Source organism: Actinacidiphila rubida (assembly GCF_900110255.1).
GTDB classification, from domain to species: Bacteria; Actinomycetota; Actinomycetes; order Streptomycetales; family Streptomycetaceae; genus Actinacidiphila; species Actinacidiphila rubida.
Window position 1 is genome coordinate 171,015 of the sequence record NZ_FODD01000002.1, and the last position, 15,809, is coordinate 186,823.

At 68.5% G+C, this 15,809-nt stretch carries 6 protein-coding genes and 1 pseudogene; 2 read left to right on the forward strand and 5 right to left on the reverse strand.

Features of this window, described 5'->3' with window-relative positions; genetic code table 11:
* Nucleotides 1–15 precede the first annotated feature (15 nt).
* A complete protein-coding gene (locus tag BMW99_RS02380) occupies nt 16–1,413 on the reverse strand; it encodes a recombinase family protein (RefSeq protein WP_245791144.1) in 1,398 nt (465 codons plus the stop codon).
* Nucleotides 1,414–1,423: 10 nt separating this feature from the next.
* Nucleotides 1,424–1,585: a DUF4291 family protein gene (locus BMW99_RS02385; protein ID WP_245791145.1), complete on the reverse strand. Its 162-nt coding sequence runs from the start codon at nt 1,583–1,585 to the stop codon at nt 1,424–1,426.
* Nucleotides 1,586–1,711: 126 nt separating this feature from the next.
* Here BMW99_RS02385 and BMW99_RS02390 point away from each other — a divergent pair.
* A protein-coding gene (locus BMW99_RS02390) for an IS5 family transposase (protein ID WP_245791159.1) occupies nt 1,712–2,552 on the forward strand; the annotation gives its coding sequence in 2 pieces (ribosomal slippage) (nt 1,712–2,070 and nt 2,069–2,552; 843 coding nt in all).
* A gap of 678 nt (nt 2,553–3,230) precedes the next feature.
* Here the strand turns inward: BMW99_RS02390 and BMW99_RS02395 are convergent.
* On the reverse strand, nt 3,231–3,470 hold the full coding sequence (locus BMW99_RS02395; protein ID WP_141726077.1) for a hypothetical protein: 240 nt from the start codon (nt 3,468–3,470) through the stop codon (nt 3,231–3,233).
* Between the two features lie 64 nt (nt 3,471–3,534).
* On the opposite strand from BMW99_RS02395, the pseudogene BMW99_RS43295 reads away from it, so the two are divergent.
* A pseudogene (locus tag BMW99_RS43295) lies at nt 3,535–3,704 on the forward strand (tyrosine-type recombinase/integrase); the annotation flags it as partial.
* Between the two features lie 17 nt (nt 3,705–3,721).
* On the opposite strand, the gene BMW99_RS43300 reads toward BMW99_RS43295, so the two are convergent.
* A complete protein-coding gene (locus tag BMW99_RS43300) occupies nt 3,722–3,925 on the reverse strand; it encodes a hypothetical protein (protein ID WP_456049145.1) in 204 nt (67 codons plus the stop codon).
* A gap of 315 nt (nt 3,926–4,240) precedes the next feature.
* Complete coding sequence (locus BMW99_RS39865) at nt 4,241–15,376, reverse strand: LamG-like jellyroll fold domain-containing protein (RefSeq protein WP_107451524.1); 11,136 nt, start codon at nt 15,374–15,376, stop codon at nt 4,241–4,243.
* Nucleotides 15,377–15,809 lie beyond the last annotated feature (433 nt).

A 15,809-nucleotide genomic window follows, 5' to 3' on the forward strand; every position in this document is an offset into this window, starting at 1 on the left:
AGCGAAGGACCGCGTTCATGCGCTCGAAGTTCCCGGCGTCCTCAACGCTGCCCAGCTCGCTCGGGCGTCGGGGCCGGCGAGGCCATCCAGAACCTCCGCTGTCGGCCGGACGATCATCTTCTGCTGAAGGCCCTGGATCCGCGCCTCGACGGTCTTGCGCATCTCGCGGTACTCCCGCGTGGTCAGTTCCTGGCTCTGCCACATGTCCTTGAGCTCGTCGAGTTCCTGCCGGTCGGCGTCGACGGCTGCCTGGTCCTCCGCTGACAACGAGGACGGGGAGGGCACCTCTGTGAGATCCAGATGCTCCAACAGGTACAGGGCGGCCTCGGTGACGAACTCGTTCACGGGGGCAGCCTTGATGGCGCGGTTACACCGGGGCACGTCGAGTCGGTGGGTGTGGTTGCAGATGTACTTGGTCGTTGCCCCGCCCATCGGCTTGCCGCATCCGGTGCACATCACCAGACCCCGCAGGAGGTAGAAGCGCCGCGGCTGCTCATCGTCGGGGGCCCACGTCGCGGCCCGGTACATACGTCGTGCCTTGACCTCCAGCCACATGCCGCGATCGATGATCGGCGGCCATTCACCGTCGCCGATCTCCTCGCCGCGGAAAACGCGGATGCCGGTGACGTGGCGGTTGCCAAGGAGTTCGCGCACACGAGGTGCGGTCCAGTGGCGGCCCTGTGCTGTCTTCACTTCCCTCGCATAGAGGTCCTGGGCGATCCGCAACGGGCTCTCCCCGTCCAGGTAGCTGCTGAAGACCTCGCGCACGATGGCGGCTTCCTCGGGGATGATCTGCGTCCCGGTCTTGTCGTAGCCGTACCGGCGTCGGCCTGTGTGCGGCCGTCCCTCCTTGGCCCGGTCGATCATGGAGTCGACGAGTCGTCGTGAGGTGTCGTCGCTGGAGCGGCAGGCATGCGCCACCTCGATGCGCAGGAAGAACCGGTCGTCCGGGTCGGCGAGATCGCGGCGGTTTGCCTGGCCGTGCAGCGTGATGTTGTGATCGTCGGCTATCTGCAGCAGCTCTTCAAGGTCGCGGGGCTGCCGCATCAGGCGATCGGGGTGGTACGTGAGCACGTGGCGTATGCGGCCCTGCCGGGCCTCGGCGAGTAGCGCGTCCCATCCTGGGCGCTGTCGCTTGCGTTGCCACGCTGACCGGTTGTTGTCCACGAAGACCTGGTCCTCGGCAACGGTGAGGCCGAGTCGTTCGGCCACGTCGCGGCAGATGATCTCCTGGCGGTCGACGCCGGTCTGGTCGTCGTCGTTCGTGTGGGAGATCCGGCAGTAGATCGCCGCGGTTTCCCCGGACCAGTCGACGCGGGCGTTCCTCACGCGCTGGCCACCGGCGGCCCGACTCGCGCGCACCGCACGCCGTAACCGCGCCTCGTCCTGCTGCTTGCTGTCGTCTGTCGTCATGTGAAAAAGACTATGAGCGCGGCTTGATCCACGTCATCCGGTCCCGCTGCCAGGCTGCCGGGAAGCGACCGTCCCGGGCCGCGGGAAGACCGATCTCCGGCCTGTACGCCTGGTAGACGGTGACCGTGGAGGCGGTGTAGCGGGCGCGGATCTGGTGCTTGGGTTCTGCCACGGTGACCAGGGTGGGGGCACGGCTCGATGCGTGCCATCGAATTAGGGCCCATTCTATAAGTGGATCAAGGTCTGCCATGATCCACTCGTGGGACGTGGAGATCTGACGAGTGAGCAATAGACCAGACTGGAGTCGCTGTTGCCGGTGGGCAGGAAGCCGGTACGGCCTCCGGTCTGGTCGAAGCGGCAGGTGATCAACGGCATAGATTGGCGGACGCGGACCGGTTCGCCCTGGCATGACGTTCCCGCCCGCTACGGCGAGTGGGAGACCGTCTACCGTCTCTTCCGGCGCTGGCAACGCGACGGCACCTGGAGCGGGATCCTTACCCAACTGCAGGCCGAGGCCGACGCAAAAGCCCTGATCACCTGGGACGTGAATGTGGACTCCACCGTCGCTCGATTTCATCAGCATGCGGCAGGCGCCCGCAAAAAAAAGGGGGGACCTGCAGCGGGACAAACAAGGCGGAGTCGCCAACGAGCCCGCCGACCACGGGCTCGGCCGATCGCGCGGTGGTCTGATGACGAAGGTGCACCTGGCGGTCGAGCACGGACAGAAGCCCCTGTCATTCCTGGTCACCGCCGGTCAGCGGAACGACAGCCCCGAGTTCCAATCGGTCCTGGAGCGCATCCGGGTACCCCGTGTGGGCGTTGGCATGCCGCGCCGTCGACCGGACCGGGTGCGGGCCGATAGGGCCTACGGGTCCCGGGGCAACCGCGGCTACCTGCGCCGACGCGGAATCCGCTGCACGATTCCGGAGAAGTCCGACCAGGTCCGCAACCGCAGGAAGCTGGGCGCCTGTGGTGGTCGGCCGCCGAAGTTCGACAAGGCCGACTACCACGAGTGCCACGCGGTCGAATGCGGTATCAACCGCCTTAAGCGCCACCGGGCGGTGGCCACCAGATACGACAAGCGTGCAGTCCGATACGAGGCCACTGTCACCATCGCTGTCATCGACGAGTGCCTTTGACCAGGTTGCTACGGGAAAACAGGATTCCCGTCCTCGCCGGTCCACGGCTTTCGTGCCGGCTGCCGGCCTACGGCTTGCCAGACGGCATGTGCCGCAGCGAACTTCACATCACCAGGGCCCGTGTCTACTGGCGAAGTGACGATCCCGACGAGAGATACACGGACCCCACGGGCTTCTTCAGGCAGCTGCATGAGCGCATACCAGGCGCCTTCCAGCGCCTCTGCCTGGACCTCATGATCGTCGGTGTGGCTGGTGTCATTGAGGCGGCCGTATGCCTGACTGCGCCGCCCGAACACGTCCCCACCCATCAGCACCTCTGGCTCGGCGGATGCGGCTCCACGAACGGTGACTTGGGCAAACCGCGCCCACCGACTCGTCTGACGGAGATGCCTGTGCGTTCCTTCCACGAGCCGCATTCTCCCGCAGATTCGTGAAGCACCCGGGCTCGGCAAGAGATCCACTTCTAAAACAGGCCCTATAGTGGCGCACTTGGCTGGTCCCGGCGCACCGGGACCAGTCCAACCCCTCCACACGGATCCGCTCCCACCGGGCCCTCTCCCCGTCGTCAACCCGCCGGCCGACCAAGCATCGAGGCCATCCTGCAGGTCGACCTGCCGCCCGGGCAACCATCCGGTACTGCCATGAAGTCCATCAGGTCGGCATCCCCGACCGGCAACCTCACCAGCCCAGCAGCCTGGGCAAGTCCTCGATGTACGGCGCGTCATCAGGCTCTTCCTCGGCAATGCGGCGGAGTACGCTCCGGAACTCCCGGCGCTCCGCACCGTTCATCGCGCTCAGGTCCGACGCAATGTTCTCAAGCCCTTGAGAAGCAACATCACGATCGATCTCGTCAGCTGATGAATGGTCGAGCAGCATGATGGCAGAGAGCACTGCCCTTGCAAGGTGGTTTTCAATCACTAATTTTCCTGCCTTGTGACGATGGTCGTCATACCCCAGCTATCCAGCAGTTCGCGAGCCCTTTGCAGACGAGGCCCGGCAGTTCCTCGCCGCCCCCAGGGCCACCGACTCGCCGCGCTGTTCGAGCTAGCGCTGCGCACCGGGCTGCGCAAGGGCGAACCCCTTGGGTTGCGCTGGGAAAACCTCAACCTCGACGCGGGCAGCGCCAGCATCCGCCGCACCCTCCAGCGCACCCCAGGGCGTCGAACTAGCTAGTCGTCATCGAGGAACTCCTCGGCCACACCCACATCGGTGTCACCGCCACCGTCTATGCCCACGTCCGGCTCCGCCTCCAGCGCGACGCAATCGACCTCCTCAGCCGTGCCCTCCGCCACCCCGCCGAGGACGCCGCCCAGCCCGACGACGGCGACGAACCGCTGCTCTGTGCACCACCCGTCCGCTGACGCTGCCGTCAACAACTGCCGTCAGACACCCCAGAGGGCCCACCGGAATTACATCCGGTGGGGCCACTTGATGGGGTCGCCCAGAGGCTTCGTACCCGACAACCTAGAGTTCGATGGCCCGGTATGAGAGGGCTTCCTGAACAGCGCGTTCGTCCGATAGGTCAGGGCTCCGGTGGAACATAAGGTCAGTCCACGCCGGATGCGGGATGAGCCTCTGCAACTCATCGATCAACGCAGCGCACTGATCGTCAGAGAAGCCTCCCCGTCGGATCATCGACACCAACTCGATAGCCCTCACCTGCCTACGGTCAGGATCAACCAACCAGCTCACCTCCCATAATGGAATCCAGGATCCAGTATCTCCGAGTGTAGTCGAGGGGTCAAAATCACGATGTTATCCATGTCGTAGACCCCGCCACCAGCCCATATGGGCATCGAATGGTGAAGAACATAATTAAATTGACCTGGCATTGATTGCCCGGAGGCCGTGAACGGTGATCCGCCATCCTGCATTCGCGTGACATTGGACACAGAGAAGGATGAAGCCAGATCTGAATCGTTCCCAACAGTCTTCCAGAATGCCTCACGGAAGGCATTGAAGCTACTAAAGGTCTGACCGCGCAGCTGATCTGCTACCTGCCCTGGGATACGACCAAAATTACCTTGAGATCCCCTCAGCCAGCCACTACCAGCGTCCGCCAAACCATATCCTCCGGTCGCAGGACCAGGAGTGTTTCGAATCTGCGTTGCACTGCGAGATCCGCCAATTCCACAAAGCCCGTCATCGGTATTGTGAACCAAGACCGGCGTGTCGCCCGCCTCCACATAGTACGTGTGCAGGCCCGCGATGGTGAGGTCGTACGTGGTGGTGGTGGCGTGGTAGAGGCGGAGGCCGGTGACCTCGGCGGTGCCGGTCGGGGTTTGGAGGACGTCGCCCGTGTGGAGGTCGCCGGCCTCGACGAAGGAAGAGCGGGTCGCGTCGTAGAAGGGGTGGTGGAAGGTCGTGGTGAGTGTGGCGCCGCCGGCCGTGGCCTCGGAGGTCGCGGACGTGGGTGCGGACGCGGGCGCGGTGTAGGCGACCGGAGTCGGTGCCGCGGCGTCGTGGTGGGACACGCCCAACGTCGTGGTGACCAGGGCGGCGGAGGCCGCGAGGCCGAGGGCGGACTTGCGGAGGATGCGCCGGCCCAGGCCGGGCGTGGTCGACGTCCGCTTCCCAGCCGTCCCGGCCGGTGCCACCGTCACGTCCACGAAGTCGTGGTCCGTGGTCGTCACGATGACCGCCTGGACGGTGTGGGTCTGGGCGCCCTTCGCCCCCGGAACGGCGTCCTTGACCTGGTCGCCGACCTTGACCTGGGAGATCGCCTTGGTGGAGCCGTCGGCCATCACCACGCCCGTCGAGCCGACGAAGCTGTGCGGGCCCGAGCTCTCACAGACGTTGCGTCCGCCGCCGAGTCCGGCCAGTGCCCCACCGATACCGCCGCCGATCGCGCCGGAGACCGTGCCGGAGGCCACCGCGTCTCCCGCGCCCGACCAGGTGCACCCGGACTGGCTGTCGGAACAGGTCAGGCCGTAGGTGATGGCGCTGGCCGTGCCTCCGGAGATGCCGCCGACGGCGGCACCCTCCAGCGTGCTGGTGACCAGCTTCGGCAGGACGTCGCCGAGCGCCGATTCGGCGAGCTTGCCACCGAGCGCACCGCCGATGCCACCGCCGACCGCACCGCCCACCGCCCCGAGGAAGGCGGACTCGCCGAACGACGCGACCGAGCAGGCGCCGTGCTGTCCCTCGGCGCACTTGGCGCCCTGATCGACCAGGCCGCTGGCCGCTCCCGCGAGCGCCCCGCAGCCGATGGCGCCGGGCACGGAGAGCGTGCCGCCGCTGGCTCCGGTCACCACCGCCTCGCAACCCGCGAAGACCACGGCCGACACCGCGAAGGAGGCGATGGCCGCCGCGTGGTTCTTGAAGTACGTGGCGCTGGTGTTGACCGCCTTCGCGACGGCTTGGTACGTGCTGTGCGCGGCGTGGCTGACGACGTTCTGCGCGTTGCGTACCGCTGCCGCGGCCTCCCGTTTCGCCGCCGCCTTGGCATCGGCGATCTCTTTGTTGAAGGCCGCGATCTGCCGGTCGAATGCGGCGATCTGGCGTTCCATGGCGGCCACTTGCCGGTTGAAGGCCGCTTCCGCGCGGTGGAGTCTCTCGGTGGCCGCTTCGTAGATCGCGCTCGCGTAGCTGCTGACCTTGCTGGCAACGTAGTGGTATGCGCTGACGACCCCGTGGTAGATCGACTTCGCGGTGTTGACGACCGCGTGGTACACGGTCTTGGCCGTGTTGACGACCGCGTGGTAGACGGTCTTCGCCGTGTTGACGACCGCGTGGTACGTGCTGGAGGCGGCGTGGCGGACCGCGCTGAGGAAGCCGTGGCCGGTGGGGTCGACGCCCGTCATCGGGTTGTCGTTGGCGTACGCGAACGGGTTGGCGTTGGCCGGGTTCGGCATCGGGGACTGCGCCACGGTGTCGCGGTTCATGAACTGGCCGGTCGCCGGGTTGTACCAGCGGGCGGCCATGTCGACCTTGCCGGTGCTGCCGTCCGTCCAGCCCGATTGGTAGCCCAGCCGGCCCAGGGGTGTCCCGTTGGTGCCGGTGACCTTGCCGAGCGGGTCGTAGCCGGTGGAGGCGGAGACCGCCGTGCTCCCGGCGGTGAAGTCGCCGACCACGTCGTCGTGCTGGTCGGTCAGGGCGAGCACCGCGCCGGCCTGCGTGCCGCCTGTGGCACCGACGCCGACCAGGGCGCCGTCGGGCGTCCAGGAGTACGAATTGGCGCCGTCGGAGGCGGTGTTGGTGTCGGTTCCGCCGTAGGAGAAGGTGACCGAACCGCCGCCGCCGGTGTTCGTGTCCGTGATGACGCGGCCGAGCGCGTCCGTGACGTAGCGCTGGGTGCCCTGGCTCGTCTGCTGTCCGTAGGCGTCCGAGGCGAACGACGCGGTGGTGCCACCCGCGGACTGCTGGGTCAGCGTGCCGCGGGCACTGTAGGTGTAGGTGTTCTGGCCGTCACCGGTGAGCTGGTCACGGGCGTCGTAGGTGTAGACGTCGGAGCCGGCGCGGGTGCGGTTGCCGGAGTCGTCGTAGGCGTAGGCGGTGGTCGTGCCGCCGTTGGCCCAGGACGTCAGGCGGTTCGCCCAGTCGTAGGTGTAGGTGTTGGCGCCGGCGCCCGCCAGGCCCGTGGTGGTCTTGCCGGTCTCGTTGTTGTTGCCGTCGTAGCCGTAGCCGATGGAGGCGACGGTGCCTCCGGACGGTGTGGTCAGGGTGTCGCTGGTGAGCCGGTGCAGGTGGTCGTACCCGTAGGTGCGCGTGTCACCGCCGGCGCCGTACTGCACGGTGGACGGCTGCGAGAGCGTGTTGTAGTGGTAGGTGAGCTGGGTTCCGGTGAGCGGATCGGTGAGGGTGCCGAGCCGGTCGGCGACGTCGTAGGTGTAGCCGGTGGTGCCGGCCGCGTCGCTGCGGCTGGTGGGCAGCCCGTCGCCGTTGTAGGTGAAGGAGCTCGAGGAGCCGGACCCGTCGGCGCCGAGGAGGTCGCTGCGGTCGTCGTAGCGGAAGGTCTCGTCGGTGGCGGGTGTGCCGGTGCCGAGGGCGGCGGTGGCCGCCTCGGTCATCCGGTTGTCCAGGTCGTAGTGGAAGGACCGGCCGGCGGTGTCCGCCTCGGCGCCGGAGCCGCTCTGCGACGTGACGTTGCCGAGGTTGTCGTAGCCCGTGGTGGGGGCCACCCGGCCCGGCTCGGTCTGGGTGACCGCGCGGCCGGCGGCGTCGTAGGTGGTCGTGGAGGTGGAGTCGGCCGGGCTGCTGTAGTCGTAGGTGCCCGTGGTCACGGACGGTTCGATCACCGACTCGGGCAGGTTCCACGTGGTGTAGGTGTACAGGGTCTTGTTGCCGCGGCCGTCGGTGTAGCGGGTGCCGTTGCCGGCCGCGTCGTAGCCGAACGAGGTGGTGATGGAATGCCCGGCGTCCACCGGCTGGACCTCGCCGGTGACCTGTCCGAGCGCGTCGCGGGTGAACGTCGTGGTGTGGTGGTTGCCGTCGGTGGACGACTTCAGGTTGCCGGCGGCGTCGTAGGTCGCCGACTGGCCGGCGAGCACCGTCTGGTGATCGGTGTCCAGTGAGGTGACCTGGAGCGGGTCGCCGAGCTGGTCGTATCCGACGGTGTTCATGGTGCCGTCGGGCTGGGTGACGGAGGTGGCCCGCCCCTGCGCGTCGTACCCGGTCCTGGTGGTGTTCCCGGCCGCGTCGGTGACCTGGGTGGTCTCGCCGACGTGGTCGTAGCCGTAGCTGGTCGTGACGCCGTCGGCCGTGGTGGTGCCGGCCAGGAAGGCGCCGCCGGGGTTCAGTGTGGAGGCGGTGTAGTCGTTGTGCGCGGTGAGCGTCGCCGGGGTGGGGTAGCGCTCCAGGACGGTGGAGGTCAGCGGGCGGCCGAGGAAGTCGTACGTGGTCTGGGTCTGGCCGCCCGTCGGGTCGGTCTGGGTGCGGGCCTCGCCGTTCTCGTCGTACGTGGTGCGGGAGACGCCGCCGTTGGCGTCGGTGGTCTGCGCGAGGTCGCCGAGCTGGTCGTACAGGGTGTGGGTGGTGTGCTGGAGCGGATCGGTGACGGTGGCGATGTTGCCCGCGTCGTCATAGGTCCACGTGGTGGCGGCGTCGTGGATGACCGGTGAGCCGTCCGGCGGGGTGTAGTCCGGTGCGACGACGCCGGTCCGCCGGCCGCCACCGTCGTACGTCGTGGTGACCGTGTCGCCGTTGGGGTCGGTGGACTCGGTCGGCTCGCCGAACGTGTTGTAGCCGGTGGTCGTCGTGGGGTGGACCAGTGCGGGGGCGCCGCCGTCGTGTTCGGCGTTCACCGCCGGGGCGCTGGTGAGCACCAGCTGTCCCGCTTCGTCGTAGGAGTAGTCGGTGACGTTCTGGTCCGGGTCGGTCATGCTCTTCGGCAGGCCGCGCTGGTCGAGTTGGAACGACGTGGTGGCCTCGTCCGAGGAGGCGGTGGTTCCGCCGGAGCGGCCCTTGGCGTACAGCGCGGAGATCTCCGCGGTCGTCAGGTCGCGCTGGTAGACCTGCACGTTGTCGACCGAGCCGTGCACGTCGTCCTTGATCGTCGTCCCGTCGGCGAGGGTGACGCCGCCGATGGCCAGCGGGCCGGTGCCCTGCCACGGAGCGGGGTTGGTGCCGCTGCCGGCCAGGACGCCGTTGACGTAGAGGCTGATGGCTCCCGTGCCGGCGTTGTACTGGCCGACCAGGTGCGTCCAGGTGTTCAGCACGGGTGGGGTGGAGGCGGCGGCGTCGTAGAACGCGGAGGGCGCTGCCACGTCTTGGCTGCCGAAGTGCAGGTCGTAGGCCTTGCTGCCGGCGGAGTACTGGAGGTAGAAGGCGGCCCGGGTGGTTCCGCCCTGCGACACGAACGTGTAGTTCGTGGCGGTGTCGGGGATCTTCACCCACGCCGACACCGTGTAGGAGGCCGTGGCGTCGAGTACCGGGCCGTTGGTGGCGATGTCGCCGTCGGCGGCGTTGCCGGTGAACGAGGCGGCGCCGTCGGACCAGGTCACGCCGGGTCCCGCGGTCGCGGTGTGGCCGTCGCCCGAGGCGTCGGGCACGGACCTGCCGGCGGTCTGGTCGAGCTTCCACCAGCCGTCGGGGTGGCCGACGCCGTCCTCCTGGACGGAGGAGCTGGTGACGTTGCCCATCGGGTCGTAGGTGGAACTGGTCGTGTGGGTCTGCCCGGTGGAGTCGCTGAGGGTGCTGGTGGCGACCATGTCGTCGGGCGTGTAGGACACCGTGGTGGTGCGGTTCACCCCGGTCGGGTCGACGGTCGTCGACGTGGTGCGGTCGGCGGCGTCCACGGCGGATGTGGTCGTGGTGGCGCCGTTGTTGCTGACCTGCTTGATCAGGTTGCCCGCGCCGTCGTAGGTGTTCGCCTGCTCGACGAACGTCTGCGTACCGGTCGGGTCGGAGCGGGTGGCCGTCGCCTGGAGGCCGTTGTCGGTGTAGGTGTACGACGTGGTGTTGCCCATGGCGTCGGTGAGCGACGCCAGCCGGCCCGCCGGGTCGTACGCGCGGGAGGACTCCACCAGGTCCCGCGGGGCGGAGGGGCTGACCGGGTCGCCGGTGTAGCCCTTGAGCGTCTGGGTCAGCAGGTTGCCGGTCGCGTCGTAGTCGAACTGGGTGAGGTTGCCGGCGGCGTCGGTCTCGGTGGCCTTGTTGCCGTACGCGTCGTACGTGAGGGTGCTCGTGCTGCCGGAGGGTTCCTCGCTGGTCTTGACCTGGTCGAAGGGCGTATAGGTGTACTTCTGGACGCGGGGGCTGTCACCGCCGCTGAGGTCGCTGACGGTCTGTGAGCTGACCATGCCGTCGACGTCGAAGACGGTGTCGGTGCGGGCCTGGTGGGCCGCTCCGGTGACCCGGTCGGTGACCTGCGGATCGGTCTGCGAGGTGACCTGCGAGTCGCCGTCGTAGGTGTAGGAGGTGGTCAGCCCGGCCGGGTAGCTGTCGGAGGCCTCGGTCTTGCTGAGCGGCCGGCCGAGGTTGTCGTAGCCGAAGGTGGTCACCTTCCCGTCGGGGTCGGTGACCTTGGCGATGTCGCCGTTCTTGAAATAGGTGATCGTGGTGGTGGCGCCACCGGGTGAGACGGTCTTGTAGGGCAGGCCCTTCGGGGCGAAGCCGCCGTCGGCCGCCGCGACCGTGGTCCCGTCGGTGTAGGTGACGCCGGTGGTGCGGCCGTGCGGGAATCCGCTGACCGGCGGGGTGGTCACGCCGGTGCGGTTGCCGGCCGCGTCGTAGCTGTAGGACGTGAGGTACGCCGGGTCGGTGGCCGAGGCGGACCGGCCGTCACGTGTGGTGGCGGGCAGGTCGTTCTGCGGGTTGGGCGTCAGGGCGGCGCTGGTGTCGTCCGGCAGGTAGGTGCTGTAGGTCGTGGAGCACTTGAGGGCGGTCTGGTCCTGGCAGCTGGTCTGGGAGACCTGGTTGCCGCGGACGTCGTGGCCGATCGTGGTCACGTCGCCGTTGGGGTCGGTGACGGTGTGCTCGAAGCCGCCGGAGTCGTAGCCGTACGAGGTCGTGTGACCCGTGCCGTCGGTCTGCGAGATCATCCGGTAGCTGTTGTCGGGGTCGAACCGGTACGTGTTCGACTTCCCCTGGGGATCGGTGACCTGCACGGTGTCCACCGGCGACAGGCCACCGGAGTTCTGGCCCGCGGCGAAGTGCGCGGCGATGTCCTGGCCGGACAGCGGGTGGGCGTACAGGGCCGCCTCGGCTATGGAGCCGTTGAAGTAGCTGACCGCACCGGGGGTGTTCACCCAGGCGGTGGCGAAACCCGCGCCGAGATAGAGGCGGTTGGTCGACGCGTCGTTGGGGGCGCCGGTGTAGGTGCCCTGGGCGATGCCGTCGATGTAGAGGGTCTGTGCGGTACCGGTGACGGTGAGCGCGGCATGGTGCCATTTGCCGTCGTCGACCAGCACTTTGGAGCCGAACGCGGTGCCGCCGGTGCCGCTGCCGCTCCAGAAGTGGCCGTGCATCTTCCCGTCCGTACCGACGTAGAGGATCGGGTCCCAACTGCCGCTGGCGGCGGTGGCGCCGGCGATGGCCACGGACTGGTCGGAGAGGATCACGCCTGGTGACGTCGTCTTGAACCACGCCTCCACTGCCCGGTCGTTGCTCGCGTGCAGCAGGGTGTCGGACAACTGGACGTAGGAGCTGGTGCCGTTGAAGCCCGCTGTCGTGTGGTCGGCGAAGGGGCCGGCCGTGCCGAGGGTGGTGTTCGCGTAGGTGCCGGGGGTGGACTCGGTCTCGCCGACGGCCTGCGAGGCGCCGGTCGTCTCCCCGAGCCGGTAGTAGCCGAACGGTGCGGAGCCGAGGACCGAGGACCGGTAACCCAGGCTGGAGCCGGTGTACTTCGGGGCGGCCATCGACCAGCTGCCGCCGTTCTCGTCGGTCAGGCTGTCGACCGACGAGGTCTCCGGGTCGTAGCCGACCTGCGCGAACACCTTGCCCGAGGGCCGGACCACCTTGTTGAGCAGGCTCGCGGGGGTGGTGGCGGCCTTGTTGAGCGCGGTGACGTCGGCCTGGACGAGGGGGCGGCTGTAGTAGGAGACGTCCGCGATGGAGCCCTTGAAGTACGTGGCGTAGGCCGTCGTGGAGTTGAGGTGCGCCTGGTCGGGCCATGCAGCGCCCTGGTAGCCGGTGCCGACGTAGACGTCGGTGAACAGCCAGGGCTGGTTGCCGGTGAACCCGAAGCTGCCGTACCCGGCCGACGTACCGGACTGGACGCCGTCGAGCCACATCGTCTGCTTGGTCCACGAGCCGGCGAGCACCACATGGTGCCAGGCGTTGTCGGTGACCGCGGCGGCCGAGGTGATCGGGGTCGGCTTCTCGCCGTACCAGAGCAGGCCGTTGAGCTTGCCGTCGGAGCCGACGTACAGCGACGGCGTGAAGTTGCCCAGCGTCGCGGTCGCCTTGATCGGCATGTCCGAGAAGGAGAAGATCACGCCGTTCGCGGTGGACGTCTTGAACCACAGCGAGATCGACTCCGAGGAGGAGGTGCCCAGTTCCAGGTTCGGCAGCTTCGCGTACGACGAGGTGCCGTCGAATCCGGCCGCCGTGGCACCGCCGCCGGTCAGGTGGCCGGGCTGGCCCAGGGTCACCGCGTTGTAGGCGGCGTTGTCGGCGCCCTCACGCGGCAGGACCGCGCTGACCGCGGTGGTGCCGGAGGTGTCCGACAGCGGCCAGTACGAGTCGGGACCGAGGTCGAGGGTCTGGCTGTGCTCCTCGTTCGCCGTCGTGTAGCCGTAGGTGGTGCACGCGGAGCCGTCGGCGGTGTCGTCCGGGGAGCAGACCTTGGTCAGCTGGTTGCCGGTGTACGCGTACGTCCATGTGAGAGCGGTGCTCGACTGCCCGGCCGTCACCGGGTCGGTGGTGACGGTCGAGACGTGCGCGCTGCCCCCGGAGGGAGTGGCCCAGACGACGTGCAGGGCTCGGCCCGAAACGGCCGAGGTCATCGCCGTGACCTGGTTCCCGGTGTAGGTGAAGTTCTCCGCACGGCCGTTGGCGTCGGTGATCGAGGTGATGCCGTAGCCGCCGGAGCCGAGTGCGTGCGTGAACAGGTAGACCGTGGCGTTCTTGTCCGTCAGCGAGTAGCCGCCGGTGACCGTGGCGAACGTGGCGAACCGGCCCTGGGGCGGGGTGAACGACCCGTTGGAGTTCTTGCCGTAGCCGACCGCCGAGCCGTCCGGGTAGGTGACGACGACGCTGGTGACCGCGCCGGTCGAGTCGTACTGCTCGGTGGCGTGCGCGTCCAGCACGCTCGACCAGCCCGCGCCGAACGCCCCCGCGGTGCGCGGGTCCAGGGAGTTGTAGTCACGGGTGATGGTCAGGGAGGGGCCGGGCGTGGAGACGTTGGCGTCCACGGCGGAGGTGGTGTAGTTGCCCGTGGCCGGGTCGTAGCCGTGGCCGTCGGTGTTCTGCGACAGGCCGGAGGTGATCAACGGCTGCGGCACCTGGGTGGTCAGTTCCTGCCAGACCGGGCCTGGTGAGTAGTTGGTGCCGTCGTACGCCTGGACTTCCCAGTAGTACGGCTTGCCCCAGGCCAGTTTGCCGTTGGGGACGGTGTACGAGTTCGCCGTGATGGTCCCGGAGTCGACGACGAGGGTGCCTGCGGCGTCGTAGACCTGGAAGTCGTACTTCTGCGTGACCGCCAGGTTGGGGTCGATGATCGCCACGGCCGACAGCACCGGAGTGTGCGTGGTGACGGTGGAGTTGTTGGCCGGGGCGGTACTCACCACCTGCGGAAGCGTCGCTCCCGTGTAGGTCAGGTTGAGCGTGGGGAAGTACGACACGTCGTAGATCGAGCCGAACTGCTTCCAGTGCAGGGCGTCGTTGGTGGCCGCGTACACCGCCAGACCGTGGTCGGCGGAGGCGCCGGTGGCCCACGAGTTGAAGGTGGCGGCCGCCAGGGTCACGGTCACCCAGTCGCCCTTGCTGACGTCAACGGCGCTGTTGGCGCAGGCGTTGGGCGTGCTCGGTGTGGCGTTGCCGATCGAGGCTCCGTGGCCGGGTCCCGGGTAGGTGGTCACGCCGGACGGGGTCCAGTCGGCGCTTGCGGGCGCGACGTCGAACCGCTCGGCGGTGCACGTGGACGATGACACGGCGTACAGGTTGAGCGTGGCCGCGGAGACGGTGATGTGCGACCCGTCGACGCCGACCGTGGGGAACTGCAGGTAGGAGACCGCGGAGTGGGTGCCGGAGTCGTAGGAGCCGACCTTGATGGTCTGCTCCATCGAGTGGTCGCCGTCCGCGCCCGACTCGGCGTATGTGGTGATGGCCTGGGCACCGCCGAAGGAAGGATCCACGGTGACGGGGAAGACCCGGTTCGCCGCGTGCAGCCAGTTCGGGTCCAGCGTCATGTGCAGGGTGGAGCGGCCGTGCGACTGCCTGAGCGTGTAACGGACGGCGTGAGTGGTGGCGTGTTCGCGGGACACGGGGTCGACGTGGGAGTCGAAGGCATAGCCCGCCGGGATCGTCCCGACCAGCTTTCCCGCGCTGTCGCGCAGGCCCACGGACCCGTCGGATCCGACCGACGGGGTGAGCCCGTCGAGATCGAGCGGGAAGTCCCAGGAGGTGCCGGCCTGCGGCGAGTTCAGGACCAGTGACTCCTTCACGCCGACCGTGGTCGGCTGCGCGGTCAGGTCCGTGTGCGGGAGCACCCCGGGGTAGGTGACGGTGGCGCCGGACACCTCGGGTGACACCGTTGCCGCGCCGTTCAGACCGTAGCCGAAGCGGTGGCCGCCGATCGGCATGGCGACCAGGTCGTGATCGGCGCCGTTCGCGCCGAAGCTCACCTTGGCGGAGCCGGCGCGCTCCTCCCACCGCCCGTCGGCCGCGGGCACCACCGTGGTGTCGATGGGCTGCCAGCTTCCGTCCGCGGCACGGTAGTTGACGGGCAGCGGCGAGTAGCGACGGCTGTAGGAGCCGTCGGCGTTCTGGAAGTACGTGGAGGTGGCGGTCGACTTGGCCGGCACGCGCGTGCTGGTGCGGGCGTCGTATCCGAGCCGCGCCCCGCTGCTCGGCCCGGCCGCGACCTTGCGGGCGTAGGACTGAGGTGCGGCCGGCAACTCGCCCTTGCCCGGGTGCCGTTGCTTCCCGACGCCGCCTCTCGCCTTGGTGGCGGCGGACGAGGCGGAGTGGCTGCGGCCGGCAGCCGTACCGGACTGCTGGCGCGGCAGCTTCCCCCACTGCGGGGAAGCAGGATGCGCCAGCCACGCGGCCACGCTCTTCAGCGTCGGCACCGACAGGGCCGGAAATCCCCGGTCGACGGCGTACGACTCCTCGCCGGTGAACAGCATCGCGAAGGCGACGAGGGCCAGCAGGGCGACCGCCCTGTGCAGACGACGGTGGAAGCGAACCCGTGCGGGGGACCGACGGTACCGACGAGAGCGCATCCACAACTCCTGTTAACAACCTGCACACCAGTCCTGCATGGGCGTTGTGAATATGCGGGTCAGAGGCGGAGTTGATCCATACCTGCCAGGATTTATTGCCTGCTATTTACGTTCAACGGGCCTGCGGAGAATGGGGTACTGACGGTGGATGAACTCAAGGCGACCGCAAGCGGGACGCCCGGCGACTCCGCGTCCGGGCCACGTGCGGCGCCGGCCGCCGACGCGACCCGTGCGACGAGGGGTCACGTGGGGAGGGGGCGTGTGGAGATCGCCACGGTCGCGCGTCCCCGACGGGACGTCAACTGACGTCTAAGACACGTCATTCGGGCCTGCGAGGGCCACCCCCGGACACGCCCGCGGAGGGGACGTCGCCCCCCACGGGCAGGCCGGAACGTCGGGGCGGACACGGCACGGTCGCGGTGGCGGCGGACGC

Coding starts and splice junctions, on each gene's coding strand:
- BMW99_RS02380 (WP_245791144.1), bottom strand. CDS start 1,413: ATGACGACAGACGACAGCAAGCAGCAGGACGAGGCGCGGTTACGGCGT.
- BMW99_RS39865 (WP_107451524.1), bottom strand. CDS start 15,376: ATGCGCTCTCGTCGGTACCGTCGGTCCCCCGCACGGGTTCGCTTCCAC.